The 26,028-nt window shown below is 68.9% G+C and carries 32 protein-coding genes; 21 read left to right on the forward strand and 11 right to left on the reverse strand.

Annotated elements, in window-relative coordinates:
• The first annotated feature begins 67 nt into the window (after positions 1–67).
• Both EIZ45_RS13200 and EIZ45_RS13205 read left to right on the forward strand, forming a co-directional pair.
• Positions 68–703: a TetR/AcrR family transcriptional regulator gene (locus EIZ45_RS13200; RefSeq protein WP_134663332.1), complete on the forward strand. Its 636-nt coding sequence runs from the start codon at positions 68–70 to the stop codon at positions 701–703.
• Position 704: 1 nt separating this feature from the next.
• The gene (locus tag EIZ45_RS13205; RefSeq protein ID WP_037818390.1) at positions 705–1,004 is read left to right on the forward strand and encodes a DUF6204 family protein; all 300 of its coding nucleotides are present in this window, start codon (positions 705–707) and stop codon (positions 1,002–1,004) included.
• Here the strand turns inward: EIZ45_RS13205 and kynU are convergent.
• A complete protein-coding gene (gene kynU, locus EIZ45_RS13210; RefSeq protein ID WP_134663331.1) occupies positions 976–2,274 on the reverse strand; it encodes a kynureninase in 1,299 nt (432 codons plus the stop codon). The two genes, EIZ45_RS13205 and kynU, sit on opposite strands and share 29 nt — an antisense overlap.
• 176 nt (positions 2,275–2,450) lie before the next feature.
• Here kynU and EIZ45_RS13215 point away from each other — a divergent pair, with 176 nt between their 5' ends.
• The 4 genes from EIZ45_RS13215 (at position 2,451) to EIZ45_RS13230 (ending at position 6,264) form a co-directional block, all read left to right on the forward strand.
• The gene (locus EIZ45_RS13215; RefSeq protein ID WP_167756430.1) at positions 2,451–3,818 is read left to right on the forward strand and encodes an APC family permease; all 1,368 of its coding nucleotides are present in this window, start codon (positions 2,451–2,453) and stop codon (positions 3,816–3,818) included.
• Positions 3,815–4,654, forward strand: coding sequence for an MBL fold metallo-hydrolase (locus tag EIZ45_RS13220; RefSeq protein ID WP_081685151.1), 840 nt, complete (start codon positions 3,815–3,817; stop codon positions 4,652–4,654). Before EIZ45_RS13215 ends, EIZ45_RS13220 begins: the two co-directional genes overlap by 4 nt.
• Before the next feature lie 63 nt (positions 4,655–4,717).
• A complete protein-coding gene (locus EIZ45_RS13225; RefSeq protein ID WP_134663329.1) occupies positions 4,718–5,281 on the forward strand; it encodes a hypothetical protein in 564 nt (187 codons plus the stop codon).
• The gene (locus EIZ45_RS13230; RefSeq protein ID WP_134663328.1) at positions 5,278–6,264 is read left to right on the forward strand and encodes a hypothetical protein; all 987 of its coding nucleotides are present in this window, start codon (positions 5,278–5,280) and stop codon (positions 6,262–6,264) included. Before EIZ45_RS13225 ends, EIZ45_RS13230 begins: the two co-directional genes overlap by 4 nt.
• A gap of 32 nt (positions 6,265–6,296) precedes the next feature.
• Here the strand turns inward: EIZ45_RS13230 and EIZ45_RS13235 are convergent, their stop codons facing one another.
• Entirely contained in the window at positions 6,297–6,818 is a 522-nt protein-coding gene (locus EIZ45_RS13235; protein WP_043839475.1) for an arsinothricin resistance N-acetyltransferase ArsN1 family B, read from the reverse strand.
• Positions 6,819–6,860: 42 nt separating this feature from the next.
• Here EIZ45_RS13235 and EIZ45_RS13240 point away from each other — a divergent pair, with 42 nt between their 5' ends.
• Together EIZ45_RS13240 and EIZ45_RS13245 are read left to right on the forward strand one after the other, a co-directional pair.
• The gene (locus tag EIZ45_RS13240; RefSeq protein WP_043839474.1) at positions 6,861–7,421 is read left to right on the forward strand and encodes an XRE family transcriptional regulator; all 561 of its coding nucleotides are present in this window, start codon (positions 6,861–6,863) and stop codon (positions 7,419–7,421) included.
• Between the two features lie 24 nt (positions 7,422–7,445).
• The gene (locus EIZ45_RS13245) at positions 7,446–8,903 is read left to right on the forward strand and encodes an MFS transporter (protein ID WP_255443161.1); all 1,458 of its coding nucleotides are present in this window, start codon (positions 7,446–7,448) and stop codon (positions 8,901–8,903) included.
• On the opposite strand, the gene EIZ45_RS13250 is transcribed toward EIZ45_RS13245, so the two are convergent.
• Positions 8,794–10,383: a DNA polymerase domain-containing protein gene (locus EIZ45_RS13250; protein WP_134663327.1), complete on the reverse strand. Its 1,590-nt coding sequence runs from the start codon at positions 10,381–10,383 to the stop codon at positions 8,794–8,796. The two genes, EIZ45_RS13245 and EIZ45_RS13250, sit on opposite strands and share 110 nt — an antisense overlap.
• Before the next feature lie 15 nt (positions 10,384–10,398).
• A complete protein-coding gene (locus EIZ45_RS13255) occupies positions 10,399–10,878 on the reverse strand; it encodes a MarR family winged helix-turn-helix transcriptional regulator (RefSeq protein ID WP_037818398.1) in 480 nt (159 codons plus the stop codon).
• An 84-nt stretch (positions 10,879–10,962) separates the two neighbouring features.
• Here EIZ45_RS13255 and EIZ45_RS13260 point away from each other — a divergent pair, with 84 nt between their 5' ends.
• On the forward strand, positions 10,963–11,595 hold the full coding sequence (locus EIZ45_RS13260; protein ID WP_134663326.1) for an FMN-dependent NADH-azoreductase: 633 nt from the start codon (positions 10,963–10,965) through the stop codon (positions 11,593–11,595).
• Positions 11,596–11,899: 304 nt separating this feature from the next.
• Here the strand turns inward: EIZ45_RS13260 and EIZ45_RS13265 are convergent, their stop codons facing one another.
• Positions 11,900–12,433, reverse strand: coding sequence for a GNAT family N-acetyltransferase (locus EIZ45_RS13265; protein WP_134663325.1), 534 nt, complete (start codon positions 12,431–12,433; stop codon positions 11,900–11,902).
• A gap of 113 nt (positions 12,434–12,546) precedes the next feature.
• Here EIZ45_RS13265 and EIZ45_RS13270 point away from each other — a divergent pair, with 113 nt between their 5' ends.
• Positions 12,547–12,903 carry an ArsC/Spx/MgsR family protein gene (locus tag EIZ45_RS13270; protein ID WP_037818400.1) on the forward strand — a complete coding sequence of 119 codons (357 nt, stop codon included), beginning with the start codon at positions 12,547–12,549 and terminating at the stop codon, positions 12,901–12,903.
• Here EIZ45_RS13270 and EIZ45_RS13275 read toward each other — a convergent pair.
• Entirely contained in the window at positions 12,896–13,660 is a 765-nt protein-coding gene (locus EIZ45_RS13275) for a sulfite exporter TauE/SafE family protein (RefSeq protein ID WP_134663324.1), read from the reverse strand. The two genes, EIZ45_RS13270 and EIZ45_RS13275, sit on opposite strands and share 8 nt — an antisense overlap.
• A gap of 86 nt (positions 13,661–13,746) precedes the next feature.
• Here EIZ45_RS13275 and EIZ45_RS13280 point away from each other — a divergent pair, with 86 nt between their 5' ends.
• From EIZ45_RS13280 to EIZ45_RS13305, 6 genes are all read left to right on the forward strand, one after another.
• Positions 13,747–14,511, forward strand: a complete 765-nt coding sequence (locus EIZ45_RS13280; protein WP_134663323.1) for a helix-turn-helix transcriptional regulator — start codon at positions 13,747–13,749, stop codon at positions 14,509–14,511.
• Positions 14,512–14,596: 85 nt separating this feature from the next.
• Complete coding sequence (locus tag EIZ45_RS13285) at positions 14,597–15,286, forward strand: alpha/beta fold hydrolase (protein ID WP_134663322.1); 690 nt, start codon at positions 14,597–14,599, stop codon at positions 15,284–15,286.
• Positions 15,287–15,508: 222 nt separating this feature from the next.
• Positions 15,509–16,429, forward strand: coding sequence for a hypothetical protein (locus EIZ45_RS13290; protein ID WP_134663321.1), 921 nt, complete (start codon positions 15,509–15,511; stop codon positions 16,427–16,429).
• Positions 16,430–16,572: 143 nt separating this feature from the next.
• Complete coding sequence (locus EIZ45_RS13295; RefSeq protein ID WP_134663320.1) at positions 16,573–16,980, forward strand: hypothetical protein; 408 nt, start codon at positions 16,573–16,575, stop codon at positions 16,978–16,980.
• 136 nt (positions 16,981–17,116) lie between these two features.
• Positions 17,117–18,046, forward strand: coding sequence for a sensor histidine kinase (locus EIZ45_RS13300; RefSeq protein ID WP_240690647.1), 930 nt, complete (start codon positions 17,117–17,119; stop codon positions 18,044–18,046).
• Positions 18,043–18,651, forward strand: coding sequence for a response regulator transcription factor (locus EIZ45_RS13305; protein ID WP_037818406.1), 609 nt, complete (start codon positions 18,043–18,045; stop codon positions 18,649–18,651). The genes EIZ45_RS13300 and EIZ45_RS13305 overlap by 4 nt, the downstream gene beginning before the upstream one ends.
• A 782-nt stretch (positions 18,652–19,433) precedes the next feature.
• Here the strand turns inward: EIZ45_RS13305 and EIZ45_RS13310 are convergent.
• The gene (locus EIZ45_RS13310; RefSeq protein ID WP_134663318.1) at positions 19,434–19,808 is read right to left on the reverse strand and encodes a DUF5997 family protein; all 375 of its coding nucleotides are present in this window, start codon (positions 19,806–19,808) and stop codon (positions 19,434–19,436) included.
• Between the two features lie 44 nt (positions 19,809–19,852).
• Between EIZ45_RS13310 and EIZ45_RS13315 the strand changes: the two genes are divergently transcribed.
• Together EIZ45_RS13315 and EIZ45_RS13320 are read left to right on the forward strand one after the other, a co-directional pair.
• Positions 19,853–20,581 carry a LysR family substrate-binding domain-containing protein gene (locus EIZ45_RS13315; protein ID WP_134663317.1) on the forward strand — a complete coding sequence of 243 codons (729 nt, stop codon included), beginning with the start codon at positions 19,853–19,855 and terminating at the stop codon, positions 20,579–20,581.
• A 16-nt stretch (positions 20,582–20,597) separates the two neighbouring features.
• A complete protein-coding gene (locus EIZ45_RS13320; RefSeq protein ID WP_134663316.1) occupies positions 20,598–21,392 on the forward strand; it encodes an SDR family NAD(P)-dependent oxidoreductase in 795 nt (264 codons plus the stop codon).
• On the opposite strand, the gene EIZ45_RS13325 is transcribed toward EIZ45_RS13320, so the two are convergent.
• Together EIZ45_RS13325 and EIZ45_RS46110 are read right to left on the reverse strand one after the other, a co-directional pair.
• Positions 21,386–22,249: a CPBP family intramembrane glutamic endopeptidase gene (locus EIZ45_RS13325; RefSeq protein WP_134663315.1), complete on the reverse strand. Its 864-nt coding sequence runs from the start codon at positions 22,247–22,249 to the stop codon at positions 21,386–21,388. The genes EIZ45_RS13320 and EIZ45_RS13325 overlap by 7 nt on opposite strands.
• A gap of 20 nt (positions 22,250–22,269) precedes the next feature.
• The gene (locus tag EIZ45_RS46110) at positions 22,270–22,440 is read right to left on the reverse strand and encodes a hypothetical protein (protein WP_158691536.1); all 171 of its coding nucleotides are present in this window, start codon (positions 22,438–22,440) and stop codon (positions 22,270–22,272) included.
• Between the two features lie 139 nt (positions 22,441–22,579).
• Here EIZ45_RS46110 and EIZ45_RS13330 point away from each other — a divergent pair, with 139 nt between their 5' ends.
• Together EIZ45_RS13330 and EIZ45_RS13335 are read left to right on the forward strand one after the other, a co-directional pair.
• Positions 22,580–23,827: a sensor domain-containing protein gene (locus EIZ45_RS13330; protein WP_134663314.1), complete on the forward strand. Its 1,248-nt coding sequence runs from the start codon at positions 22,580–22,582 to the stop codon at positions 23,825–23,827.
• Positions 23,815–24,468, forward strand: coding sequence for a response regulator transcription factor (locus EIZ45_RS13335; protein WP_134663313.1), 654 nt, complete (start codon positions 23,815–23,817; stop codon positions 24,466–24,468). The genes EIZ45_RS13330 and EIZ45_RS13335 overlap by 13 nt, the downstream gene beginning before the upstream one ends.
• A 238-nt stretch (positions 24,469–24,706) precedes the next feature.
• On the opposite strand, the gene EIZ45_RS47350 is transcribed toward EIZ45_RS13335, so the two are convergent.
• Together EIZ45_RS47350 and EIZ45_RS13340 are read right to left on the reverse strand one after the other, a co-directional pair.
• On the reverse strand, positions 24,707–24,832 hold the full coding sequence (locus EIZ45_RS47350; RefSeq protein WP_255443149.1) for a hypothetical protein: 126 nt from the start codon (positions 24,830–24,832) through the stop codon (positions 24,707–24,709).
• On the reverse strand, positions 24,829–25,065 hold the full coding sequence (locus EIZ45_RS13340; protein ID WP_037820561.1) for a hypothetical protein: 237 nt from the start codon (positions 25,063–25,065) through the stop codon (positions 24,829–24,831). Before EIZ45_RS13340 ends, EIZ45_RS47350 begins: the two co-directional genes overlap by 4 nt.
• 235 nt (positions 25,066–25,300) lie before the next feature.
• Between EIZ45_RS13340 and EIZ45_RS13345 the strand changes: the two genes are divergently transcribed.
• Positions 25,301–25,984 carry a TetR/AcrR family transcriptional regulator gene (locus tag EIZ45_RS13345; RefSeq protein ID WP_037820558.1) on the forward strand — a complete coding sequence of 228 codons (684 nt, stop codon included), beginning with the start codon at positions 25,301–25,303 and terminating at the stop codon, positions 25,982–25,984.
• Positions 25,985–26,028: the final 44 nt, after the last annotated feature.

Raw genomic sequence — 26,028 nt, forward strand, 5'->3', positions numbered from 1 at the left:
GATATCCGGGGGGTTCGGGCAATAAATGCAGTCGACACCAAGTTTGCAGTCTGCTTCACTTTCCGGCGTGGGACTTCGAGAGCGGAAGAAGCAGGAGACCGTGCGGCGCATCGCGGAAAGCGCGCTGCGGATGTTCGTCGACCGCGGATTCGAGGCGGTGACGATCGCCGAGGTGGCCGAGGCCGCCGACGTCGCGGTCAACACCGTCTACAACCACTTCCGCGTCAAGGAAGACCTGGTGCTGCCGCCGTCGGAGGCGTCGGCGGGACGGCTGGCCGAAATCGTGGCGGCGCGCGGGCCGGGAGTGTCCGCGGCGCGTGCGGTGCTGGACCACCTGCGCGGCGAGATCGAGCAGCGCTCGCGGACGATCGGGCTCAGCCCGGGATTCGGCCGGGTGCTGCCGATGATGCTGGCCGCGCCCACGCTCGCCGCCCGGTTGCGGGAGCTCGGCGAGCAGATGGTCGCCGAACTTGCCGACCTGCTGGTCGATGAAACCGGTGCGGTGCAGGGGGATCCGGTGCCTGGCCTGGTCGCCGCGCAGATCGGGTGGGTGCACAGCCTGCTGTACGGCGAGATCGGCAAACGCACCGTCGCCGGCGAGCGGCCGGACGACATCGCGGAGGCGGCGCTCACGCTCCTCGACGCGGTGGAAGGCCTGCTCAGCGAGCAAGTACTGACTTATGTGACCCGGAAGGACACCTGACATGGACGCGTTCCGCGTAATCATCCGCGGCAAATTCGACGCTCTCGACGAGGCCGCCCGTGCTTCGCTCGAGGACAAAACCGACGTCGCCTTCACCGAGGAAGGCACCTTCACGCACGACGTCAACGCGACGGCGTTCACCTTCCGCTGCCAGGTCCCGGCCGGTCCGGACGACGACGAACGCGCCGCCAAAGACGGCGCGACCGCCGCGTTGGCCGCGCACGGCCTGCCGTACCGGGACCTGAACTACGCGGTCACCGACCTGCGGACGATCAAGATCCGGCGCAAGAACCGCCAGTGACCTCCGCCAGCGCGGTCGCCGCGCGCCAGCAGTCGTGGAAAGTGGAGTACATCGGCACCGGCGCGAGGCGGATGACGTCCGGACGGCGTGCGTCCGCGACAACACCGTGCTGGGTCCGCAGCGCGGCGCTGACGTCGTCGGCGTCCAACCCGTGCAGGCGGACGGAAAGCTGCGCACCCCGACGGTCCGGATCGCGGGGCGTGAGCACCTCCAGCGGACGTGCCGCGCAGACCTCGTCGAGCAGCGTTTCGAGGTAGCCGGTCAGCCGGATGCTCTTGGCGCGCAACGCAGCCATGCCCACCGCGTCGAACATCTCCAGCGAGGCGCGCACCGGGGCCATCGCGAGGATCGGCGGGTTCGACAGCTGCCACGAGTCGGCGGTGTCGACCGGCGTGACGGTCGGCTGCATCCGGAACCGCACGTCCGGGTCGGTGCTCCACCAGCCGGCCAGCTTCGGCAGCGAACGGTCCGCGAGATGCCGCTCGTGCACGAACGCGCCAGCGATCGCACCTGGTCCGCTGTTGAGGTATTTGTAGGTGCACCAAGCGGCCCAGTCGACGTCCCAGTCGTGCAGCCGCAGCGGCACATTGCCCGCCGCGTGCGCGAGATCCCATCCGACGATCGCTCCGGCGGCGTGCCCGGCGCGCGTGATCGCCGGGATGTCGAGCAGTTCCCCGCTGTAGTAATTGACCCCGCCGAGCAGGACGAGCGCGACCCGATGTCCGTGCTCGGCGAGCCAGCCGGCGACGTCCTCGCTGCGCAACGTCGATTCCCCGGGGCGCGGCGAAAGCCGGATGACGGCTTCGTCCGGGTCGTAGCCGTGGAACGCGACCTGGCTGCGCACCGCGTAGCTGTCGGAGGGAAAGGCGGTGTCCTCGATGACGATCGCGTGCCGCTCCGGAGTCGGCCGGTAGAAGCTGACCATCATCAGGTGCAGATTGACCGTCAGCGAGTTCATCATCACGACCTCGGCCGGACGCGCGCCGACGAGCCGCGCGGCCGGATCGCGCAGCTGCTGGTGGTAGGAGACCCACGGACGCGCTGCCTCGACGTGGCCCTCGACGCCCAGCCGGGCCCAGTCGGCGAGTTCCGCGTCCAGTGCGGCGCGGGTCGCGGTCGGTTGCAGGCCGAGGGAATTCCCGGCGAAGTAGGCCGTCTCGGGGTAGCCGCCGCCGGTCGCGGGCGGAACGTGGAACTGCACCCGCGACGTCGGCAACGGGTCCTGGGCGTCGAGGTCGCGGGCGGCCGCTTCGGCGAGGGCCACGGTCATGGGAACTCCACAAAGTCGGCGAAGGAACGCTTCTCATCGTTCTTGCCGGATGCCATGCCCGTCCAATGCCTGATTCGCTCGTTCCCATGCCTGCCGGGCTATCCCGAGGTATTCCCGAACGGCTATGCCCGGGCGGGCATTCGGTATTTCCGAAGCGCCGCGGATTGGGTCACGCTGTGCCGACCGACAACGGCCAGCAGGAGGCAGTGATCACGATGCCGACCGAAGCAGAAGCGAACCTCAAGCGAAGCATCTCCCTCTTCCAAGCCGTCGGAGTCTCGTTCCACCAGGTAGTGGGCGGCGGGGTCGTCGCGTTGATGGGCACCGCCATCGCGCTGACCGGGGCCGGCGCGCCGATCGCCTTCGCCATCGCGGCGCTCGCGGTGATCGTCTATTCGCTGCCGATCGCGTCGCTCGGCAGCGCGATGCCGGTCACCGGCGGCCGCTACACCTACGCCGCGCGGCTGGTCTCGCCTGGCGCCGGATTCGCGTCGATGTGGCTGTCCGCCGTGTCGGTCATCCAGCTCAGCCTGATGGCGCTGGCCGGGGCGAACTACGTCAGCGCGCTCGTGCCGGGCGTTCCGGTGCGGCCGCTGGCGATCGCGCTGATCACGGTGTTCTTCCTGACGAACCTGGCGGGGGCGACGTTCTCCAGCCGGGTCGGCATCGTGCTCGCGGTCGTGATGCTCGCCGCCTTCCTGCTGTACGGGATCGCGGGTGCCGGGCAGGTGCGGTGGAGCGAGTTCGCGAATCTGACTCTGCACGGCATCAGCGGCCTGCTCAACGCGGCGGCCATGCTCACCTTCGCCACCACGGGTGCGTTCCTGATCGCCGACATCGGCGGAGAGATGAAGCGGCCGGGACGCGACATCCCGCTGTCCGTCGTCGGCGGCACTCTCGTCGCGGCGGTGATCTACGTGGTCGTGGCGATCCCGTCGGTAGGCGTGCTCGGCGCGGCGGCGTCCGCGGGCAAGCCGATGTCGGACGTCGCCCGCCACATCCTTTCCCCGGGCGGTTTCGCGTTCTTCATCCTCGGCGGCGCGATGGCGTCGGTGATCGGGCACATCAATTCGCTGCTGCTGGCCGCGACGAAACCCGTGCTGGCCGCGACCGGCGACGGCTGGCTGCCCGCCGGGCTCGGCGCGGTGAACCGCCGGTTCGGCACCCCGCACTGGCTGCTGGCGATCCTCTACCTGATCGGCGTGGTCCCGGTGCTCGCCGGCTTCAGCGTCGCGAACATCGCGGCCATGACGTCGATCGTCACCGGGCCGTTGCTCACCCTGCTGATCATCGCGTCGTGGCGGGTGCGCCGGCAGCGTCCGGAACTGCACGCGGCGGCCCCGTTCCGGATGCGCCGGACTTCGCACGCCGTGCTGTCCGTGCTCGGCGTCGCGATCCTCGGGGTGCAGACTTGGTTGCTGCTCAAGCAGATCACCCTGCCGGCGCTGCTCGCGCTGGCAGCCTGGAGCGTGCTGGGGCTCGTCGTGTGGCTGGCGCGCCGGTCGCGAACTGTTTCCTTCAACCTCGAAAGCGAGTACGCATGACCACGCAGCTCATCCTCTTGGGCACGGCGGGCGGTCCCGCTCCGAAACGCACCCGGAGCGCTCCCGCGCAGGCGATCGTCGTCAACGGAGCCACTTATGTGATCGACTGTGGTAACGGCGTGGCCCGGCAGCTGGTGCACGCGGGCATCCCGCTCGACTCGCTGCGCGCGGTCGGCATCACGCACCACCACTCCGACCACAACGCCGATTACGGCAACCTCTACCTGCTGGCCTGGGCCGCCAACCTGGAACGGCGGGTCCCGGCGTTCGGCCCGCCGCCGCTCGCGGAGATGACCCGGCATTTCCTGGCGCTGAACCGCTTCGACATCGACACGAGGGTCGGCGACGAGGGTCTGCGTCCGCTGGATGAACTGCTCGACCCGCACGAGGTCACCGGGGACGGCGTGGTCTTCGAGGACGAGAACGTACGGATCACCGCGGCTCGCGTGGATCACCCGCCGATCGTGGACGCGTTCGCCTACCGCGTGGACACGGCGGACCGGTCGATCGTGATTTCCGGCGACACCGCACCGTGCGAGAACCTGGTGCGGCTCGCTGCTGGTGCGGATGTGCTGGTGCATGAGGTCATGTACGTGCCCGCGGTCGATGCCATGGTGAGCCGCTACAACGGCACGACGCTGCGGGATCACCTGCTGGCGAGCCACACGAGTGTCGAGCGGGTCGGTGCGTTGGCCAAGGAAGCGGGCGTCGGGACGCTCGTGTTGTCGCATTTCGTCCCGACCGACGCCGACATCGCCGACGAGGTGTGGCGCGAGCACGCCGCTGCCGGGTTCGACGGCGAGGTCGTCGTCGGGAAAGACCTGCTGCGCCTCTGACCGGATCGGGCCGAAGTCGCGTCGTTCCCCGGGTTCAGCACGCTTCGTACCTACAGTGGCCAGGTGACTACGCCTGCCGAGGACCAGCGCGACCACGTGATGGCGCGCGCGTCCGCGCTCCGCCGCGAGCTTCGTGCGGGTCTGGCGCAGCTGCCGGACCAGGCGGAAGACGAACGCACGCAGACGCTCGACGCCTTGGTCGAGCGGGCGGAGGCGCTGCTGAGCACCGAGAAGGAGGTCGACGCGGCCGTCGAGCAGGTGCGGCTCGCCCGGTTGGAGGCGAAGCGCGGGAAGGTGCAGCGGACGACGTTGTACCTGGCGGTCGCGCCCGTCGCGGTCGGGATGGTGAGCGGGGCGATGATGCTGTTCGGCGCGCTCAACGCGGTCTGGCTGCTGCTCGCGTTGCCGCTGCTGGGCGCCGGATTGCGGATCGCGTTCGGGCCGCTCGGGCCGACGCCGCTGATGGTCAACCGGCGGCAGCGTGCCGCGTACAGCGGGGCGCTGGCCGCGATCTTCACCGCGGCCGCGCTCATCGGGACCGGGCCGACCGCCCAGCCGATCGTGGTCGTCCTGGCCGCGATCACCACAGTGGCGACCGTGGCGTTTCTGGTGCAGGAGGCGCGGTGACCTACTCCGAGTACTACCGCGACACCGAGTACTACCCCGCCGAGGAGGGGCCAGAGGCCGATCCGGAACTGGTCGCCCTCACCGACACCGTCGGCGGGATGCAGGAGACCGTCGACGATCTGGAAAACCGCACCGTCCGCGAGCTTTCCGAACTGCGCGAGACGGTCGAGTCGTTCACCGAAACCCATTCCCGGCACGAAACCCGGCTGGACCACACGGCCCGGCAGCTCGAACGGCTCCGGCAGCGGTTGCTGGTGCTCGAACGCGCGGTCCGGGTGTCGGAGAAGGTGCCGGTGGTCGACCTGGACGACGTCGGCCCGCGGCTGCGGCAGCTCGCCGCGGAGGCGGAGCGGCGGCACAGTCTGGCCGCGCAGCTGCTCACGCCGAGCCAGCGCCGGCCGTACGAAGAGGACGTCGCGCGGCTGCCGCAGGCACGGGAAGTGCTGGCGCAGAGCGAAGAAGCGCTGATCGCCGTGCTGGAGGTGCTGGCGAAAGCCGAGCGTGGCACGCCGGAACGGGACGACGCGGAGTCGCGACTGTCCGAAGTGGTCGCTCGACGGCGCGGCGTGCTGGATCGCCAGCTGCCCGCCGCGCAGCAGGATGCCGAAGCGGCGCAACAGGTTCTGGCCGCGGACGAGGTGACGCGGACCCGCGTGCTGCCGCAGATCGAGAAGTGCGAACGGGATTGGGAAGAGCTGCATTCCCGGCTGCGCGAGCGGATCACCGACGCGATCGGGTCGAGCGCGTTGCTGCCGGTGTGGTTCACGCACGCGTTCGGAGTCGCGCCGCCGTCCGGTGCGGCGGGGGACAAGTGGATCCGCGCGGCGACGTCCGCGCTGGCCTACCGGGTGACGCACGGCGTGGTCGATCCCGCGCTGCCGCTGGGCGAGCCGCCGCCGTCGGACACCGACTGGACGGAACCGAAGTGGTCCTGGCGCGCCCGGCTGGAGAACGACATCGAGGAACTCGACTTGGGCTCGTGAGTGGCGATGCCGGTTCTAACCGGCATCGCCACTCACGAGGTCTCCTCCGGCGGCTCGTCCGAGGCGGGCACGAGCTCCTTCTGCATCCAGGTGACATCGCGCCAGGCACCGTGTTTCCAGCCGATCCGCCGCCAGGTCCCGACGAGTTCGAAGCCCATCGCCTTGTGCAGCCCGACGCTGGGTTCGTTCGGCTGGGTCATGCCAGCCACCGCCATCCGGAAGCCGCGTTCGGCGAGCCGGGCGAAAAGGGCTTCGTACAAGGCTTTCCCGCCACCCGCGCGCCGACGATCCTGCGCCAGGTAGACGCTGACCTCGCACGACCAACGGTAGGCGGCGCGCTCCTTGTACGGGCTGCCGTACGCGTACCCGACCACCTCGCCGTCGATTTCCAGCACCAGCCACGCGTACGACTTCGTCGCCTTCGCGATCCGGGCGGCCATCTCCGTCGGTGTCGGAGGTTCGGTCTCGAAGCTGATCGTGGTGTCCCGGACGTACGGCGCGTAGATCGCCGCGCACGCCTCGGCGTCCCGTTCCTCGGCAGGTCGGATCAACATGTCCCCGATAGTAGACACGATCCGCTGCTATAGTCGACCACTGTGACCGATCCCCTCTCCGCCTCGCTCGCCGCGGCGGTGCGCGAAGCCCGGCAGGACCGCGCGCTGTCCGCGGGCGTGCTCGCCGAACGTTCCGGAGTTTCCCGTGCCATGATCGGGAAAATCGAACGCGGCGAAGCGCAGCCGACGGCCGTGCTGCTGAGCCGGCTCGCCACCGCGCTCGGGCTCACGCTGTCCGAGCTCATCGCCCGTGCGGAGGGCGACGACGACCGCCGCCTCGCGCGTCGTGAGGATCAGCCGACCTGGCAGGATCCGGTCACCGGCTATGTGCGCCGCGCGGTCTCGCCGCCTGGACACGGGGCTACCGAGCTGGTGGAAGTCGAACTGCCGCCCGGCGCGAAAGCCGGATTTCCGGCCAGCTCCTACGCCTTCGCCGATCACCAGATCTGGGTCCTGTCCGGCCGGCTGCGGTTCCATGAAGGCGAAATCGTGCACGAACTCGCCGCGGGCGACTGTCTCCAGCTCGGCCGACCGGTCGACTGCGCGTACGAGAACGCCAGCGCTGAGCAGTGCCGCTACCTGGTGGTGCTCACCAAAGTGTGACCCAGTTCACGTCTGATTTGTCTGATTACCGGGGTCTCCCGCCCGGACATGATGCGACCGCACAGCATCCGGGAGGAGAAGCAAGTGGGTTCGTGGCGCCAATTGGGAGCGCATTTCCGCACCGCGGTCGTGCTGGCCGGCGGCGTACTGGTCGGTGCGGTCAACATCTATGTGGCAGCAAGCCTTTTGCCGACCGCGGTCGCCGACATCGGCGGGGAGCGGCTTTACGCGTGGAACATGACGGCGTTCCTGGTCGCGCAGGTCGTCGCGACCATGTTCGTCAGCCGGGCGCTCGCGCGACTCGGCAACGCGACGGCGTACTACCTCGGGTTCGGCGTTTTCGCGGCGGGCTCGGTGGTCTGCGCGGTGAGCCCGGCGATGCCGGTGCTGCTGGCCGGACGCGGACTGCAGGGCTTGGGTGCCGGATTGTTGACCGGACTTGGGTTCGCGGTGATTCACTCGGCGTTGCCGAGGCATTTGTGGGCGCGGGGGAGTGCGTTGATCTCGGCGATGTTCGGCGTCGGCAACCTCGTCGGCCCGGCGCTCGGCGGGTTGTTCGCGCAATTCGGTTCGTGGCGAGCGGCGTTCGTCGTGCTGGCTGGCGCGGCGGTCGTGATCGCGGCCTTGGTGCCGCGGGCGCTCCCACGCAGCGAACGGAGCGGCGAGTCGACCCCGGTGCCGACCTTCGCACTGGTAGCTGTCGTGGGCGCGGTCGGAGCGGTGAGCATCGCCGGAATCTTGACCAACGTCGTCGCGATGGCCGTGTTCATCGTGCTGGGATTCGGTTTCGTGGCGGCGTTTCTGCTCGTCGAGAAGCGCGCCGTAGTACGGGTGCTGCCCGCGGAGACCTATTCCGGCTCGCCGCTGCGATGGATCTACCTGACCATCATGTGCCTCGCCGCCGGAGTTTCGGTCGAGTCGTTCCTGCCGCTGTTCGGCCAGCTTCTCGGCGGATTGCTGCCTGCCGCAGCGGGTTTCTTCTCCGCCGCGTTGTCGTTCGGCTGGTCCGCCGGGCAGATCGTCAGCTCCTCGGCCCGTCGCGTCCGGCTGCTCTGCCTGGCCGGACCGACGCTGCTGGCGGCCGCGTTCGTCGTACTCGCCTTGCTGCAGCGGGAAAACGCGTCAGTGCTGGCTTGGCTGGTCGTCCTCCTCGCCGGTGGCACCGGGATCGGCATCGCCATGCCGCACCTGTCGGTCGCCGCGATGGCCGGCGGTCAGCAAGCGGCCGCGGCGATCGCGACCGTGCTCACGATGGCGACCGCGTTCGGTGCGTCGATCGCGGGTCTGCTGGTGAACTTGGGCGCGCCGTCGATGGCGACGTCCGCGCGCTACCTGCTGATCGGCTTCGCTGTCGTGGCCGCGGCCGGGATTTTCACGACAGCTGCGGCAGGCGTTGGTGCACGTCAAGCAGCTGCGCGAACGGATCTCCCGCCTTCGCCACGCGATCGAGCACCGTCCGGATCGTCCATCGATCCGGAGTGAGGTCGGGGTCGTCGAGTTCGTCCCACTCCAGCGGGACGGACACCGGCGCCCCCGGCTTCGGCCGCACGCTGTAGGGCGCGACGAGGGTTTTGTTCAGCACGTTCTGCGTGTAGTCGAGCCGCGCCAGCCCGCCGCGGCGGTCCTTGTGCCACGCCCAGCTCACCAGGTCCGGCACGATCTTGCCGATCGACTTCGACACGGTTTCCGCCCACGACCGGGTCTCGGCGTACGTATACCGCGGCTCGATCGGCACCCAAATCTGGATCCCGCGCTGCCCGGTCGTCTTCGGCCGTCCGATCAGCCCGAAGTGATCGAGCGCGGTGCGGTGCAGCCGGGCGAGCGCGAGCACGTCGTCGAACGAGGTTTCCGAACCGGGGTCGATGTCGAACAGCAGCCAGGTCGGATGCTCGACGTCGGACGTGCGCGATGTCCAAGCATGCAGTTCCAGCGCGGCGAAATTGGCCAGCCAGGCCAGATCCGCGACGCCGGAGGGGACGAGGTACTGCTGCACGTCGCCGGGGTCGGCTGCCTCGTAATGCCAGCGGTGCAGCCACTCCGGCGCGTGGTCGGGGACTTCCTTGTGCCAGAACCCGGGTTTGCCGACGCCGCCGGGGAACCGGTTGGTGTTGAGCGCGCGGCCGGCGAGATAGGGGAGCATCGTCGGCGCGATCCGGGTGTAGTACTCGATCAGTTCCCGTTTGGTGATCGGCGCTTCGCCGTCGCGGCCGGGGATCAACGTCTTGTCGAGATTGGTGACCTTCAACTGCCGCCCGGCGACCGTCCACGTGCCCTGCTTGCCCAGCTCGCTCAACGCTTCGAGTTCATCCTCGGATGCTGGCTCGAACACCGCGTGCAACGGCACTTCCGCCTCGGTCGCGGGCAGATCGCTCCGCCACAACGCGGGCGGAGCGGCCGCGATCTCGTCATTGGTGAGCCCGCTCTTCACCGACTTCGGATGGTCCTCGGCGTCCCAGCCCGCGGTAGCGTGGTCATCCTGCTTGTGCAGCAGGAACCACTGTTTCCCGTCGTCGTCCTTCTTCGGACGGATCAGCACGAAGCGCCCGGCCAGTTTCTCGCCGTAGAGGTCGAAGTGCAGGTTCCCGTCCGCGAGCGCCTGCTCGGGATCGTCGGTGTCGACCGGCTCCCAGCGTCCGCGATCCCACACGATCACGTCGCCGCCGCCGTACTCGCCGCGCGGGATGACGCCCTCGAAATCGGCGTACTCCAGCGGATGGTCCTCGACGTGCACGGCCATCCGCCGCGCCTTCGGATCGAGCGTCGGCCCCTTCGGCACCGCCCAGCTGACCAGCACGCCACCGAGCTCGAGCCGGAAATCGTAATGCTTCCGCCGCGCCCGATGCCGCTGCACGACGAACCGGTAGCCTGGTTCCCTGGGAGCATTCGCACCAGCCGGCTCGTCGGTCTTCGCGAAGTTGCGCATGGCGCGGTACTTCGCCAGCCGCTCGGCGGCACCGTCCATTCGCTGCCCCTCCCGTCAGCAGGTCGGCGGAGGCTCCTCGGTGCAGGAGCTGCTGTCGACCGTTCCGGAAGCCGCTTGCAACAGCAAGTTGTAGAGCTGCTCGCGCTGGTCCGGATCGAGCGCCGCGAAGACCTCGTCCTCGACCGCCGCGAGCGCCGCCTCGGCCCGGGCCAGCTCCTTCGCGCCCCGGTCGGTCAGCACCACGACGTGCCGCCTGCGGTCCTCCGGCGAACGACGCCGCTCGATCAGCTGGTCGGCCTCGAGGTCGTTGAGCAGGCCGACGACGTTGGTGCTGTCCATCTCGAGGATCTGCGCGAGGGACTGCTGGGTGCTGGAACCGCGGGTCTGCAGGACGGTCAGGGCGATCAAATGCCGAGGCCGCAGCCCGAACGGAGCGAGCACGCTCTCCGCGCGCAGCCGGATCCGGCGCGCGAAGTGCTCGAGCAACGCACCAGACCTGCGCGGAGCCTGGGCGACGAGCGGCAGCGGAGCCATGTGTCCAGTCTACGAGACAGTCGGGGTAGCTGCCGTGCTATAAATGGTTTGTCTTACACAAACTATCTACGGACGGTCATCGACATGGCACACCTGCTGCACCTCGACTCCAGCATCAACGGCGACCGCTCGGTGAGCCGCAAACTCAGCGCACGCGCGGCTCAGGCCTGGCAAGCCGCCCATCCAGACGGAACGGTGACCTACCGAGATCTGGGCGCGAACCCAGTCCCGCACCTGGACCCGCTGGCCTGGGAAGCCCGCATCACCCCCGCGTCGGAGCACACCGCAGCCCACCGCGAAGCCGCCCGAATCGGCGAAGAACTGGCCGCGGAAGTACTGGCCGCAGACACCGTGCTGCTGGGCCTCCCGCTCTACAACTACGGCGTCCCCAGCTCGGTGAAAGCGTGGGTAGACCGCATGATCGCCGCCGCCGGCGAGGACCCGTCAGTCCTGGGCGGCCGAGAACTCCTGGTCCTGGCCAGCCGTGGCGGAGGCTACGGCGAAGGCACCCCAAGGCACGGCTGGGACCACGCAGAAGGCTGGCTACCGCACGGCCTTTCCCTGACCGGCCTGGAACCGCGCTTCATCACAGCAGAATTCACCATGGCAGACGTCAACCCCGCTTTGGCGGAATTCCGCCCGCACGCAGAAGAAAGCCTCTCCGCAGCAGAACGAGAGATCGACGCCCTCTGGACCCCCGCCACCGCAACCCGCTGACAAGCCACGCCCTCGACGCAGCACACCAGTCGTGAGGGGAACCCTCACAGCCCCAGATTCCCCCAGGGTCCCCCTCACGACCGACCCAACCCACGCGCCCTAAACCGCACCGGTGCACCCAACAATCGAGGCACCCAGCCCTCCCCCGCACCCCGATACGAAGCTCTCCTGCGGTCTGGGGTGGCTTGTCAAGGCATCTATCCCGCCGTGACAAGCCACCCCAGACCGTCAGCACAATCAAGCTTCGGGGTGCCCCACCGCACCCTCAAAAAAGCAATGTCGCCGCCAGGCGACGAGCCGAACGTCAAACAACATCCCCCCGCCGAACCCGATAAACCTGCAACCTCAACTCGTAATACTTAGTAGTCTCCCCAACCCAAGACATCCCGATCCGCTCCGCGGTAGCAATAGCCCGGGAATTACTAGGCCGCGCCACCGCGAACAACTCATCAGTCCCGTCCTGGGAAAACGCCCACTCCACCAACGCCCGCCCGGCCTCGGTCGCGTACCCGTGTCCCCACTCCTCGGGCCGCAACTGCCAGCTCAGCTCCAAATCCTCCCGATAGGGCGGCAGCAACCGGATCCCCAACCCTCCGATCACCCGGCCGTCAGACCGCAGCTCCACCGCCCACCGCCCCCGCGGCGGGGTCAGATTCGGCTGCGCCTCCTGCCAGGCCTGCAACACCGACCGCATCGCAGCGGCGTCCGCGACCCGGTCCATCGCGGGAGTGAGCCAATGCGTCACGTCGGAGGAGCCGTAGATCTGATACGCGGCTTCGGCGTCGTCAGCCGTCCAGTCCCGGATCACGAGACGGTCGGTGGTAATCGGCAGGGTCATGCAAGAACGGTACGCCCGTTCCACCCGATCGGGGCAAGTGATCCAGGACGCACCGCAGAAGTCTTGCCCGCCAAGGACTCCGCCCGCGACAACGCGCGGGTTAGACTGCGCGGGTGGAGATCTGGGTGAACCCGCGTTGTTCCAAGTGCCGCTCGGCGGTGTCGCTGCTCGACGAGGCCGGCGCGGAGTACACCGTGCGCCGCTACCTGGAGGATCCGCCGACCGAGGCGGAGCTCGTCGCGGTGCTCGACCGGCTCGGCCTCGACCCGTGGGACATCACCCGCACCGGCGAGAAAATCGCCGGTGAACTCGAGCTGAAATCCTGGTCCCGGACCCCGGAAGACCGTCCACGGTGGATCGCCGCGCTCGCCGAGCACCCGGAGCTGATCCAGCGTCCGATCATCACCGCCGACGACGGCACCACGGTCGTCGCGCGCGACGAGGACACCGTCCGGTCGGTGCTCAGCTGACCGCGACCGCGATCAGTGCGGCCGCCAGCAGCACCACATACGCGACGGCGTGCACCTTGTCCGGCAACCGGTCGGCGACCCGCCGGACGAGTGCGATCGTCGGCAGTGAACCGGCCAGCAGCGCCGCGCCCGCGATCGGGTCGAGATACCCCGACGGCCCGCCGCCCGCTGTCGCGTAGACCGCCGTCGCCACCACCGCGACGGGCACGCTGAGCGGGTTCGCCATCGCCGCCGCGTCCGCCATCGGCAGTCCTTTGCGGCGCAGCAACGGCACCGTCATGACGCTGCCGCCCACCCCGAGAAAACTCGCCACCGCACCGATTCCGACGCCGCCCGCGGTGGTCGTGAACGTGCTCAGCGGTTTGGCTTCGCCTTGCGGCTTCAGGAATCCGCCGCGCACCAGGCTGTCCACAATGGTCACTGCCAGGTAGACGATGAACAGGACGCGCAACAGTCCGTCCCCCGCGTAGGTCGCGGCCACCGAACCGATGACGGCACCGATCGCGACGAACGCGGCGAGCGGCCAGATGTAGTCGCGACGGAGGCGTCCGGCCTTGGCTTGCACGACGGTCGCGCTGACCGCGTTCACCACCATTACCGCGGTGGACGTCGCGACCGCGACATGCATCGCGTCGCCGCGGCTCGTGACCGCCGCGACCACCGGCACGGTGACGAATCCGCCGCCGAAGCCGAACAGCACGGTCGTGACGCCGCTGAGGCAGCCGAAGAGCAGAAGAATCAGGATCGAGGTCAACACTGGCTTCAAGGTAGGTCGTGCCGGGTGCGGCGCGCATCCGAAGATTCGCCAGCTTCTTTCGAGGATCGGACACCTACTCTGGAGGCATGCGCAACGTTCCGTTGTCCGAGGTCGACGCCCTGCCGCGGGCCGTGCTCGCGATCAGCACGGACTACCCGCCGGACCACTTCCTGCCGCCGCATCGCCATCGCCGCGCGCAGTTCCTTTACGGGGCCACCGGCGCGATGCGGGTCGGAACGGCAGACGGGACCTGGACCGTCCCGACGCGGCGCGCGGTGCTGATCCCGCCGGAAACCGATCACAGCGTCGTGATGATGAACGTGACCACGCGCAGTCTGTATCTGGAACCGCCCGCCGTGCCGTGGTTCCCGCGCCGCTGCCAGACCGTCGACGTCTCGCCGCTGCTGCGGGAATTGCTCCGGGAAGCCGTGGACGTCGCCCCGGAATACCCTCGCCGCGGGCGCGATGCCACGCTGATTTCCCTTCTGTTGCACGAAATCTCTCGCTGCGTACCGCTGCCGCTCGAACTTCCGTGGCCGCGGCACGAGGGTTTGCGTGCTCTGTGTCAGTCCTTTTCGGACGCTCCCGATGTGCACGATCCGCCGTCTCGCTGGGCGGCGGAGCTGCACGTCAGCGAACGGACGCTGCACCGGCTGTTCCGCGCCGAAACGGGCCTGAGCTTCGCCCGCTGGCGGGAGCGGGCGTGTGTGCTGCACGCACTCCCGCTGCTGGCCGCGGACCTTCCGGTGGCCGACGTCGCGGTCACCCTCGGATACGAAAGCCCCGCCGCCTTCACGACGATGTTCAGCCGCCTGCTCGGCGCCCCGCCGACGGCTTACCGCGAGCCGTGACCCAGATCTCATTGAGTACAACTTGATTGCGCACAACTTAGTTGTACTGTGGGTCCCGTTCGGAACTTTCTCTGAGGAGGACCTCATGACTGCCACTGTCGTTCTGGTGCACGGCGCGTTCGCGGATTCGTCCAGCTGGAACGGGGAGATCGAGCGGTTGCAAGCAGCCGGGCACCGGGTGATCGCGGCGGCGAACCCGCTGCGCGGAGTCGCCGAAGACGCCGCCGCCGTGCGGTCTTTGCTCGACAGCATCGAGGGCCCGATCGTCCTGGTCGGCCACTCCTACGGCGGCTCGGTGATCTCGGCCGCCGCGGCGGGCCACCCCGGGGTGCGGGCGCTGGTCTACATCGCCGGCTTCCTCCCCGCCGAGGGCGAAAGCGCAGGCGAACTGGCCGGCAAGTTCCCCGGCGGGACCCTGGGTGAGACGTTGGAGCAGGTCGCCCTGGCGAACGGCGTCGACCTTTACGTCCGGCAAGACCTGTTCCACCAGCAGTTCGCGGCGGACGTCCCGGCCGCGCAGGCCAGCCTGATGGCAGCGGGCCAACGCCCGATCGCGGCAGCGGCCCTGGACGAAGCGTCGCCCGCACCGGCGTGGAAGGACTTGCCGGTGTACAGCCTGATCCCGACCGCGGACAAGAACATCCCCGCCGAGGCGCAGCGCTTCATGGCGGAACGCGCGGAGGCGGAGGTAGTCGAGGTGGAGGGCGCTTCGCACGCGGTGCTGGTTTCGCAGCCGGAAGCGGTGGCGGACCTGATCCTGCGCGCTGCCCGGTGACTTCGCCGAGGTGAGACCGGTCCCGCGCTGCGCGCTTGGGTGTGCAGCGTGGGTCCGGCTCGGCGGTCCCGGCTCTCCGGGCTCGGTTTCGGTGGTTGGCCTGGTCAACAGGCCGGTTGTGCGGTGTTCGGGGAACCGATCGGTCCCGTTGTGCGGACTCGTCATAGCCGAGCCGGAATTTCACCGTTCGCCGCGTCGGTGCGGCAGTTACCATCGGCGGCCATGAGCACCTCAGGGGGTCCACAGGAGCAGCCGGGAACGCCGCAGGAACCGGGCGCGGTCCCGCCGGGATGGCAGGCGCCTCCGCCGGGCGCCGGTTATCCGCAGCAACCCGGAACTCAGCCGGGTTATCCGCAGCAGGCCGGGCAGTCTCCGCATTACGGACAGCAGTTCCCGGGCCAGCCAGGCTCGTACCCGAGCCAGGCCGGACAGCCGCAGCCGGGGCAGTACCCCGGACAGTCCGGGCAGGCGCAGTACCCGGCGCAACCGCAACCCGGTCAGTTCCAGCCGGGCCAGCCGTACCCCGGTCAGGCGGCTTACCCCGGCCAGCCGGGTTATCCAGCACAACAGCCGGGCTACCCGCCCCAGCAGCCGGGAGCCGGTTACGCCGCACCCGGCCAGGGCTTCCTGCCCCAGAACCAGCCGCTCACCACCCCGGGGCTCGGCGCGATCCCGGTGGTTCTCGGCGCGATCCTCGAGGTCGTCGCCCTGTTCGTCCCCTGGGTCACGTTCACCCTGGGCTCCCAAACCGCCTCGGTCACCTTCATCGACGCGTTCAGCAAGATGACGTCCGGCATGGACAGCTTCGCCGCGATGTACGTGCGGTTCCTCGCCTTCCTCCTGATCGCCGCGACGTTGCTGTCCACTCTCCCGTGGACGCTCGGCGCGCTGCGCACGAAGAGGTCGGCGTACTGGCTCAGCGGGATTCGCCGCCGGGAGCTCACTCCGCCGAACTTCTGGTGGTACCGCACCGTCTTCGCGGGCCGGGCGACCGTCATGCTGGCCTTCCACATCGCGGGGATCGTCGCGATGTTCTCCGAGGACCTGTCGAAAATCGGCCTCGGCGCGTATCTGCTCATCCTCGGCGGGGTGCTCGTGATCGCCGGCGCGGCGATCGGGCCGAAGCTCACGGCTGCCCGCTGACGGCGCGGATGACCGGGTTCTGACAAATGTCATCGCGCACCGGTGCGCGGTGACACTACGGCTCGCTTGCCCGTCCGCCCACCATGGGACGGGCAAGCGGCGCCGGCTCCTCCGGGCCGCTCAACGGTCCGGAAAGGACAGTCATGAACTCCCGTCCCGCAACGGTTTCCGAACATCCCCGGATCAGGGCGGTCCGCGTCCTCACCGGGGCTTACCTGGCGCTGAGCGTGCTCACCCTCGGCGCGATCTTCCTCTTCCGCGACGACCCGTCGATGGTCACCGACGTCGTCTGGGTCCGGGCCACGATCGTGGCGGCCAGCGCGCTGCTCACGTTCCTGTTCGCGAGAAGCGCGGCTCGCGGGTCGAAACGAGGGCTGCTGCGGCTCCGGATCGTGTCGGCGGTGATGACGGTCGCGATCGTCGTCATCGTGTCGATTCCGGGCTTTCTGCCGCTGTGGGTTCGGCTTGAGCAGGGCGTCTGCGGGGCACTGTTGCTGGCGGTGGTCGTCCTGGTCAACGGACGGCACGTGCGTTCGCTGTTCTCCGAGTAGCGTGCCGGACGTGGACCGCGGCCCCGATTCCGACGCGCAACGCTGGGTACTGGGCTGGCGCCGGCTCGTGCTGGACGCCGGCCTCCTGGTGTATCCGCTGATCGTCCTCGCCCAAACCGGCGGCCAGCCCGCGGCGGTGGTGGCGCTGCTGGCGTTCTGCGCCTGTTACATCGGGGCGGCCATCGCCGCCTACCAGTTCCGAAGCCGGTTTTTCTGGATCCTGACCGGGGCGTTGACGCTGCTGTTCGCCGTCGTGCTGCCGATCGCTCGGGCGAACGCGTTTTACCTGCTCGCCGTGGTGGTTTCGCTCGCGGTTCCGAGGTTGCCGCGCTGGGGTGCGGTCATCGTGCCGATCGCCGCGGCGGCGACTGTGGTGGTGCCGTGGGCGGTTTGGCAGGCCGACCCGGGGTGGGCGCAGGCGGCGGCGTTGGTGTTCACCGTGCTGGTGGTGGTCGCGTTCGCGGAGGCGCTGCGGGCGAACCGGGCGTTAGTGCAGGCGCGGGCGGAGGTGCAGCGACTGGCCGCCGATGCCGAGCGCTCGCGGATTTCGCGGGATTTGCATGATCTCCTGGGGCATTCGCTCACCGCGATCACGGTGAAGAGCAATCTTGCCCGGCGGCTCGCGGTGAAGGGGGATGAGCGGGCGGTCGAGGAGATCGGTGAGGTTGAGCAGTTGTCCCGGCAGGCGTTGGCGGATGTGCGGGCCGCGGTTTCTGGGTATCGGGAGGTGACGCTGGCCGGGGAGCTCGCTCGGGGGCGCGAATTGTTGCGGGCGGCGGGGATTAGTGCGGATTTTCCTTCTGCGGTCGATGGGCCTCATCAGGAATTGTTCGGCTGGGTGGTGCGGGAGGGGTTGACTAATGTGGTTCGGCATTCTCGGGCTGCCGCTTGTGCGGTGATTGTTTCGGGTTCTTCCGTGGAAATTCGTGACGACGGTGTTGGTTCTGCTGCGGATGCCGGGAATGGGTTATCCGGGTTGCGGGATCGGGTGGTCGCTGCTGGCGGGCGGATGGAGGCGGGGCCGGTGCGGCCTCGGGGGTGGCGGTTGCGGGTGACGGTGGCGTGACTATTCGGTTGTTGCTCGCGGATGATCAGGCGTTGGTGCGGCAGGCGTTGGGGACCTTGCTTGATCTTGAGGACGATTTTGTGGTGGTTGCGCAGGTCGGGCGGGGGGATGAGGTGGTGGGGGCGGCGCTTGAGCATCGGCCGGATGTTGCGTTGCTGGATATCGAGATGCCTGGGTTGGACGGGTTGGCCGCGGCTGCGGTTTTGGCTGAGCAGGTGCCTTCGTGCCGGGTGGTGGTTTTGACTACGTTCGGGCGGGCCGGGTATTTGCGGCGGGCTATGGAGGCTGGGGCGGTTGGGTTTGTGGTCAAGGACGCGCCTGCTGAGGCGTTGGGGGACGCTATTCGGCGGGTGATGATGGGGGAGAGGGTGGTGGATCCGGCGTTGGCGGTGGCTACTTTGGCTGCTGGGGAATCGCCGTTGACTGCTCGGGAAAGGGATGTGCTGATCGCGGCTCGAGGTGGGGGGTCGGTGGCGGAGATCGCGGGGAGTTTGTATTTGTCTGAGGGGACTGTGCGGAATTATTTGTCTGGGGCTATTGCCAAGACCGGGGCCCGGAATCGGATGGGGGCGGTTCGGGTTGCTGAGGAGCGGGGGTGGTTGTGAGTTCTCGTCGCCTGGCGGCGACATCGCGTCCTGGTTGCGTGGGGCACCCCGAAGGTTGATTGTGCTGACGGTCTGGGGGTGCTTGTCAAGGCGGGAAAGATGCCTTGACAAGCACCCCCAGACCGCAGATGGGCTTCGTATCGGGGTGCGGGGGAGGGGCTGGGTGCCTCGATGGGTGGGTGCATCGGCTGCGGTTTAGGGCGCGTGGGTTGGGTGCCTGGATTTGTTGGGTGAGCGGGCTGCGGCTGGTGCGTGTGGTTTGGGTGGCTGGTCGCGGGTGGGGCCTGCGGTCGCGGGGATAGCGCCCCAATGTGGCATTGGGTGCATGTGACGCACCGAATGTGGCGTTGGGTGCATCCAGCGCACCCAATGTGGCGTTGGGTGCGTGGGGTGCACCGAACGCGGCGTTGCAGCGGTGGGGAGGTCGTGAGGGGAACCCTCACGGAATCACGGTCTGTGAGGGGTCCCCTCACGCACTTCGTGACGCCGCGACGAAGGCCGTGAAGGGCTCCTTGAAGGGAACCTGGGGCCGTGAAGGGGTCCTTCACGCGCGCGAGGAACAGTCGTGAGGGGAACCCTCACGGAATCAGGGTCTGTGAGGGGTCCCCTCACGCACTTCGTGACGCCGCGACGAAGGCCGTGAAGGGCTCCTTGAGGGAATCTGCGTCCGTGAAGGGGTCCCTCACGCGCGCCAGAAAACAGTCGTGAGGGGAACCTGAAGGAATCAGGGCCCCCACGTAACGCACCAACACGGGCGCGCAAGAAGGTCCGAAGTGGACGGACTAGTCGTTCTTCTCCGCGTTCAGCCTCGCGGCTTCGCGGCGGACTTCGGCTTGGGTGTCGCGTTCGCGTTGCAGCCAGGTGGGGTTTTCGGCTTTCAGGGCCTCGATCTGGTCCGTCGTCAGGGCTTCGGTGACGCCGCCCCTGGCCAGGCCGCCGATGGAGACTCCCAGTTTCGCGGCTACCACCGGGCGCGGGTGCGGGCCGTTGCGGCGCAGGTCGCGGAGCCATTCCGGCGGGTCGTTCTGAAGTGCATTCAGTTCGTCGCGCGAGACGGCGCCCGCGCGGAACTCTGCGGGGGTCGCTTCGAGGTAGACGCCCAGCTTCTTCGCTGCCGTCGCCGGCTTCATGGTCTGGGGGGTCTTCTGCGCCGTCATGCCCACCAGCGTAACCGGCGACCCCGCGCCGGTAGCCTTGCCACGTGACAGGAGCCGACCAGGCCTCGGCGTTCCGGCTCGCCTACGTTCCGGGTGCGACCCCCGCGAAGTGGGTCCGGATCTGGGGCGAACGCAATCCCGAAGTGCCGCTCGACCTGGTCGCGGTCGCTGCTGCCGAGGCCGCGGGCGTCGTGCGCGACGGTGGGGTGGACGCGGCGCTGCTGCGGCTGTCCGCCGACCGTGACGGGCTGCATGCGATCCCGCTCTACACCGAGACCACGGTGGTCGTCGTTCCCAAGGATCACCTGGTCGCGGCGGCCGACGAGGTGTCCATTGCGGACCTCGCGGACGAGCTCGTGCTGCATCCGCTCGACGACTCGCTCGAGTGGGACCAGCTGCCTGGCAAGCCCGCCCTGGAGCGGCCCGAGACGACGGGCGACGCGATCGAGCTGGTGGCGGCGGGCGTCGGCGTGCTGATGGTGCCGCAGTCGCTTGCCCGGTTGCACCATCGGCGTGATCTCACGTACCGGCCGGTCGAGGACGCGCCGCAGTCGCGCGTCGCGTTGTCCTGGCCGGATGGCGAGACCAGCGACCTCGTGGAGCAGTTCATCGGCATCGTTCGCGGGCGCACGGTGAACAGCACTCGCGGGCAGCAGGAAACGCAAGCCAAGACCGGCAAGGCGGCGCCGGCCAAGAAGAAGCAGCGCGAACCGGACCGTCGCCGGAGCGTGCCCAAGTCCGGCGGGCGCGGCAAGCCTCGCCGTCGTCGTTGACGTTCAGGGAGCAACCGTGGATCTGGGGTTGAAGGGCAAGTGCGCGGTCGTCACGGGGGCCAACCGCGGGATCGGGCTGGCGGTTGCCGAGGTGCTCGCGGCGGAGGGCGCTGACCTCGCGCTCGTCGCCCGGGACACCGAAGCCCTTGCCACTGCGAAGGAAAGCCTCGGCAGGCACGGCACGAAGGTGGTCGCGGTTCCGACGGACACCACCGACGACGCTGCCGTCGCGGCGATGGCGGAGCGGGTCAAGGCGGAGTTCGGGGCGGCGGACGTCCTGGTCAACTGCGCGGCGCCGGCGTCCAGCGGGGCCCGCACGCCGCTTGAAGACTTGCGGGACGAAGACCTGCGCCTCGAGATCGAGACCAAGGTGCTCGGTTACCTGCGGTGCGCCCGTGCGCTCGCGCCGGGGATGCGGGAGCGCGGCTGGGGCCGGATCGTGAACGTCAGCGGGCTCAACGCGCGGCTGGCCGGTTCGACGTTCGGGTCGATCCGCAACGTCGCGGTCGCGGCGATGACCAAGAATCTCGCCGACGAACTGGGGCCGCAGGGAATCGCCGTGACGGTCGTGCATCCGGGCTACACGGTGACTGAACGGACGCCGGAGAAGCTCGCCGAGATCGCCGCTGCGCGGGGGATTTCCGTGGCGGAGCTGGAAAAAGGCCTCACGGCCGGGGTGAGCATTGGTCGGCTGGTGACGGCGGCCGAGGTGGCGGACGTGGTGGCGTTCCTGGCGTCCCCGCGCAGCGTGGCGATCAACGGAGACGCCATCGCGGTCGGCGGCGGCGTCCCCGGGCAGATTTACTACTGAACGGCCTGGAGTTCGCGCGCTGGACTGAGGTAGCCGAGACGGCCCTTGGTCGCGGCGAGCACGATCAGCGCGGCGGCGGCGAACGCGGCGAACAGCAGGTGCTCGGCGATTTTCGGATCCGCGTTGGGGAACAGTTCGGACCAGGCGACGGACAGGTAGTTGTTGATCCCAGCGTGCAGCAGCAGCGCGATCGGCAGGCTTTCGCCGCTGCGGTTGAACACCCAGGTCATCACGAAGCTGATCGCGATCGCGGTGCCGACGAACTCCAGCACGGACCAGACCGTCACGTTCGGCCAGTGGCCCCATTCGGTGAAGAACAACGGCAGATGCCAGACGCCCCACAGCGGCCCGAGGATCAGCGTGCCGCGCAGCGGGCCGTACTTCGGCTGCAAATGCGGGAGGGCGAAATCGCGCCAGCCGGGTTCTTCGGCGAGGCCGGTGGTGAGCACCTGGAGCACGAAACCCAAGACCCACACCAGGATCAGCGACGCGGCAGGGGCCCGGAACGCGCCGGCGAACGGCAGGCTGGCGAGCGTCAGCACGACGGGAACAGCGAAGAGCGCGAGTGCGTACCATCGCCAGTTCACCCGCCATCGCAGCAATCGACCCGCCCACGCGCGCAGCCCGGGACGGCCTTCGGCGAGCGCGGTGACGATGAACGCGGAGAAGATCGGGCCGAGGTACGCGCCGGGGAGCATGCCCAGGATTTGCGTCGTGCCGAGTAACGGCGGGAATCCGAAGTGGACGATGCCTAGTCCATTGTCCGAGAGTACATAAGGGAGCCACGCGAGCCAGCTCAGTGCGATGGCGAGCGTGAAGAAAGCCGTGATCGGGCGTCGGGCGACGAGGGCGGTCATTATAGTCCTTTGTGGACGAGTCAGCGATGGGTGCGGTAGTTCGCGACGAGCGCGATGCCCGAGGCGAGGGTGACGACGCCGAAAACGGTGCTCAGCACCAGGTTGACGCCGAGGGCCGAGGTGATCGCGTTGGCTGCGGCGCTGAGCACCAGCACGCCCCACAACAGCGCTCGAGGAGGTGATTTCGTCATGCCGGGAACGCTACGAACCGGGGCCCGCCAGAACGATCCCGTGCGCGGGAGGATCTAGGTACAGCAGGCTGTACTCCTTCGCTCCGAGGCGGTGCCGGGGCGGATTTCTGGGCTAGGGTTCGGCGGGGTGGGAGGTGCGATGGCAACCGCAGGCGAACCGACGCCGCGTCCGTGGACCGCGCGCGTCCGGGCTGCTCTCGACGCGCTGGAACACCTCGTCGGCGGGATCGGCACCTCGGTGCTGGCGCTGTTGGTGCTGCTCGGCGTGGCCGTGGTCGCGGTGCTGAGCCTCGTGGGCGTCGGTCTGCTGCTGGCCCGGCCGATGCTGCGCGTCGTGCACGCGGTCGCCGACCGGGAACGGATCCGGCTCACCGCGATGAAACCGGACGTCATCAGCCCCGGCCAGGGCCCCGAACGGCTCGGTGCGGCGCTGCGCGAGCGGACGGTGCAACGCGAACTGCTGTGGGTCGCGATCCACGGTGCGGCGGGCTTTCTGCTCGGCTTCATCGCGCTGACGATCGTGCTCAACACCGCGCGCGACGGGCTTTTCCCGCTCTACTGGTACCTGCTCCCGCCGGACGAGGCGACGGCGTCACTCGGCTGGCCGGTGCACAGCCTGGCGGAAGCGCTCCCGGTGTCCCTGCTCGGCGTCGCGTGGGCGTTCCTCTCGGTCGCGCTGCTGCCCGCGATGGCTCGGCTGCAGGCGTTGCCCGGCCGACGCCTGCTGCCCGCGGGCTCGGACGCTGACGTCACGCTCCGGATCGCCCACCTCACCGCCACCCGCGCCGCCGCACTCGACGCGCATTCCGCCGAACTGCGCCGCATCGAGCGCGCGCTGCACGACGGCACGCAAAACCGCCTGGTCGCGGTCAATGTCCTGGTAGGCGCGGCCCGCCGGGCAGCCGCCCGGGGTTCGGCCGACGTCGACGAAATCCTCGGCCGCGCGCAGGACGCCACCGAGACCGCGCTCGCCGAACTGCGTGCGGTGGTGCGCAGTATCCTGCCGCCCGTGCTGGCCGACCGAAGCCTCGCCGACGCGCTGACCGCGCTCGCCGCAGACTGTCCGGTGCCGTGCACCATCGACGCCGATCTGCCTGGGCGGTATGCCGTTTCGGTGGAGGCGTCGGTGTATTTCGTGGTTGCTGAGGCGCTTACGAACGTCGCGAAGCACAGCGGTGCCAGCAGGGTCGAGGTGGTTTTGCGGCGGGAGAACGACGTGCTGCACCTGCGTATCACCGACGATGGCCGTGGTGGTGCGGCGGAGTCCGGTGGTTCGGGCCTCGGTGGGATGCGGCGCCGAGTCGAGGCGCTTGATGGAACTTTTGCGCTGGCGAGCTCCGTCGGCGGACCGACGACTGTGACGGCGAGTTTGCCATGCGGATTGTGATCGCCGAGGACGACCCGTTGCTGCGCGAAGGGCTCGCGCTGCTGCTGCGGGCCGAGGGCCTCGAGGTCGTCGCGACCACCGACAACCCGACCGATTTCCTTGCTGCCGTGGACAAACACGAGCCGGACACTGCGGTCGTGGACGTCCGGATGCCGCCGACGCACACCGACGAGGGGATCGTCGCGGCGGTCGAGGCTCGGCGGCGGCGGCCGGGGCTGGCGGTGCTGGTGCTGTCGGCGTATGTCGAGCAGGCCTTCGCGACCGACCTGCTCGGCAGCGGCAGCGCGCGGCTCGGGTATCTGCTCAAGGAACGCGTCGGGCGGGTCACCGAGTTCATGGAAGCGCTGAACCGGGTGGCCGGCGGCGGGACGGCGATCGATCCGGAAGTGGTCGCGCAATTGCTGACCCGGACGCGTGCGGATTCCGGGCTGGAACGGCTCAGCCCGCGCGAACGGGATGTGCTGGCGCTGATGGCGGAGGGATTAGGGAATGGCGCTATCGCCGAACGGCTCGTGGTGACGGACGGCGCGGTCCACAAACATATTCGCAGCATTTTCGCGAAACTGGATTTGGCACCGGACGACAGCGCGGATCGGCGGGTTACCGCGGTCCTGCGTTATTTGGAAGAAGCGCGCCGTTGATCCTTCGCGTGCTTCTGGGCGAAGCGGTGAAGACCTGACGGAACGCGGCCCGGGAGGGGCTGACGGGCGTCCGGCGAGGGCGAAATGGGCAGCATTCACCGGCATTCGGGCGCGCGCAGTTCACCCGGACGAGTGCAGTATCGGACGCACCCCGAACGGGCCTAAGCCCACCCGGGCGCGTGAAAACCGCACCGGAGCTGTCCGGTGCGATCTCCGGCTGGGACGAGCCCGCCGGTGTCTATTTGCCCGAGCCGGGCTTCTCGTCCGCCGCGCCCTGGGCAACGTCCTCTTCGGACCAGTCGAGCCCGGCCTCGGCGACCACGCCGTCGAAGATCGGGGTGGCCACGGCCTGTTCCGCGCTCATGACGCGCTCACCACGTCGATGATCGCGTCGGCCGCGATCCACTGCGGATCCGCGTCTCTCGCCTGGCCGTCGACCTGGACCGGGACCCAGGTGACCGCGGTCGCGTCGTCGGTGACCGGGGCTCCGGTGACCACCCCGCGCCGGCACAGCTGGCGCCTGCCGGTGCGCTGGCCGACCAGGTAGGTGACCCGGTGGCCGGTGGACAGTTCGGACCGGTGCTGTTCGCCGTCCATGTGTTCCTCCCTGCACGCCACCCTTGTGGGCGACGCTCGCTTCATCGACGCGACTCGCTCCCCTCGGGTCGATGACGCACTCCCGGTCCGTGATCTGGGCCACAGCGACGCAACGGCCGCGGTGAACGCGACACCCGCATCGAGGCAACCCGACCACAGACAGTCATCCCTCTATACCCAAAGTAACAGGTACAGTGGCGTATCCGGTATGTGACCCGGCGATACACTCGCGCGGATGACGTCCTCAGGTACTCCGCCCGACGGGCGGGCCACCCGGTGGGCAGGGCAGCGCGAACGCCGGCGCCGGGAGTTCGTGGAAGCCGGTATGCGCGCGATCGCCCGGTTCGGGCCGGAGGTGTCCACCGAGCAGATCGCCGACGAGGCCGGCGTCGCTCGCACGCGCATTTACAAGCATTTCGCCGACACCGCGGACCTGCAGCGCGCTATCGCGTTGCGCGCGGCGGAAATGATCGGCGCGCAATTCTCTCCGCTGTGGGGAGTTTCCGGCACTCCGCGCGAAATGGTGCACGCGACGATCGGCGCGCATATCGAATGGCTTTCCGAACACCGCGCGCTGTATCAATATCTGATGCGGCAGTCGGTGACCGGGCCGCGCGACGTCGTGGCGGACGTGAAGACCGCGATCGCCCGGCAGCTGACTGTGTTGTTCGAGTACTACCTCGGCCTGTTCGGCGCGGACCAGCGAGTCGGCGAAACCATCGCGTACGGGCTGGTCGGCTTGGTCGAGTCCAGCACCGCGCACTGGCTCGACGCCCCGCGCGGCATCGACCGCGAGGATCTGCGCCAGTTGCTCGCCCGCTGGGTCTGGTCGATCCTCGACGACACCTTGCGCACGGTCGGCGTCGCGCTCAACCCGGACTCGCCGCTGTCCGATCTGGACTACCGCATCCTCGACTGACCGCGCGAAAGAGCCCCTCGCGGGAATCCCCGCAAGGGGCCCTT

Source organism: Amycolatopsis sp. CFH S0740 (assembly GCF_004522315.1).
GTDB classification, from domain to species: domain Bacteria; phylum Actinomycetota; class Actinomycetes; order Mycobacteriales; family Pseudonocardiaceae; genus Amycolatopsis; species Amycolatopsis nivea.

What these genes read in the sequence shown, in the direction of transcription:
- EIZ45_RS13205 (WP_037818390.1), top strand. Translation starts at nt 705, where the DNA reads ATGGACGCGTTCCGCGTAATCATCCGCGGCAAATTCGACGCTCTCGAC.
- kynU (WP_134663331.1), bottom strand. Translation starts at nt 2,274, where the DNA reads ATGACCGTGGCCCTCGCCGAAGCGGCCGCCCGCGACCTCGACGCCCAG.
- EIZ45_RS13220 (WP_081685151.1), top strand. Translation starts at nt 3,815, where the DNA reads ATGACCACGCAGCTCATCCTCTTGGGCACGGCGGGCGGTCCCGCTCCG.
- EIZ45_RS13235 (WP_043839475.1), bottom strand. Translation starts at nt 6,818, where the DNA reads ATGTTGATCCGACCTGCCGAGGAACGGGACGCCGAGGCGTGCGCGGCG.
- EIZ45_RS13250 (WP_134663327.1), bottom strand. Translation starts at nt 10,383, where the DNA reads ATGGACGGTGCCGCCGAGCGGCTGGCGAAGTACCGCGCCATGCGCAAC.
- EIZ45_RS13255 (WP_037818398.1), bottom strand. Translation starts at nt 10,878, where the DNA reads ATGGCTCCGCTGCCGCTCGTCGCCCAGGCTCCGCGCAGGTCTGGTGCG.
- EIZ45_RS13260 (WP_134663326.1), top strand. Translation starts at nt 10,963, where the DNA reads ATGGCACACCTGCTGCACCTCGACTCCAGCATCAACGGCGACCGCTCG.
- EIZ45_RS13265 (WP_134663325.1), bottom strand. Translation starts at nt 12,433, where the DNA reads ATGACCCTGCCGATTACCACCGACCGTCTCGTGATCCGGGACTGGACG.
- EIZ45_RS13280 (WP_134663323.1), top strand. Translation starts at nt 13,747, where the DNA reads ATGCGCAACGTTCCGTTGTCCGAGGTCGACGCCCTGCCGCGGGCCGTG.
- EIZ45_RS13285 (WP_134663322.1), top strand. Translation starts at nt 14,597, where the DNA reads ATGACTGCCACTGTCGTTCTGGTGCACGGCGCGTTCGCGGATTCGTCC.
- EIZ45_RS13290 (WP_134663321.1), top strand. Translation starts at nt 15,509, where the DNA reads ATGAGCACCTCAGGGGGTCCACAGGAGCAGCCGGGAACGCCGCAGGAA.
- EIZ45_RS13295 (WP_134663320.1), top strand. Translation starts at nt 16,573, where the DNA reads ATGAACTCCCGTCCCGCAACGGTTTCCGAACATCCCCGGATCAGGGCG.
- EIZ45_RS13310 (WP_134663318.1), bottom strand. Translation starts at nt 19,808, where the DNA reads ATGACGGCGCAGAAGACCCCCCAGACCATGAAGCCGGCGACGGCAGCG.
- EIZ45_RS13325 (WP_134663315.1), bottom strand. Translation starts at nt 22,249, where the DNA reads ATGACCGCCCTCGTCGCCCGACGCCCGATCACGGCTTTCTTCACGCTC.
- EIZ45_RS46110 (WP_158691536.1), bottom strand. Translation starts at nt 22,440, where the DNA reads ATGACGAAATCACCTCCTCGAGCGCTGTTGTGGGGCGTGCTGGTGCTC.
- EIZ45_RS13330 (WP_134663314.1), top strand. Translation starts at nt 22,580, where the DNA reads ATGGCAACCGCAGGCGAACCGACGCCGCGTCCGTGGACCGCGCGCGTC.
- EIZ45_RS13335 (WP_134663313.1), top strand. Translation starts at nt 23,815, where the DNA reads ATGCGGATTGTGATCGCCGAGGACGACCCGTTGCTGCGCGAAGGGCTC.
- EIZ45_RS47350 (WP_255443149.1), bottom strand. Translation starts at nt 24,832, where the DNA reads ATGAGCGCGGAACAGGCCGTGGCCACCCCGATCTTCGACGGCGTGGTC.
- EIZ45_RS13340 (WP_037820561.1), bottom strand. Translation starts at nt 25,065, where the DNA reads ATGGACGGCGAACAGCACCGGTCCGAACTGTCCACCGGCCACCGGGTC.
- EIZ45_RS13345 (WP_037820558.1), top strand. Translation starts at nt 25,301, where the DNA reads ATGACGTCCTCAGGTACTCCGCCCGACGGGCGGGCCACCCGGTGGGCA.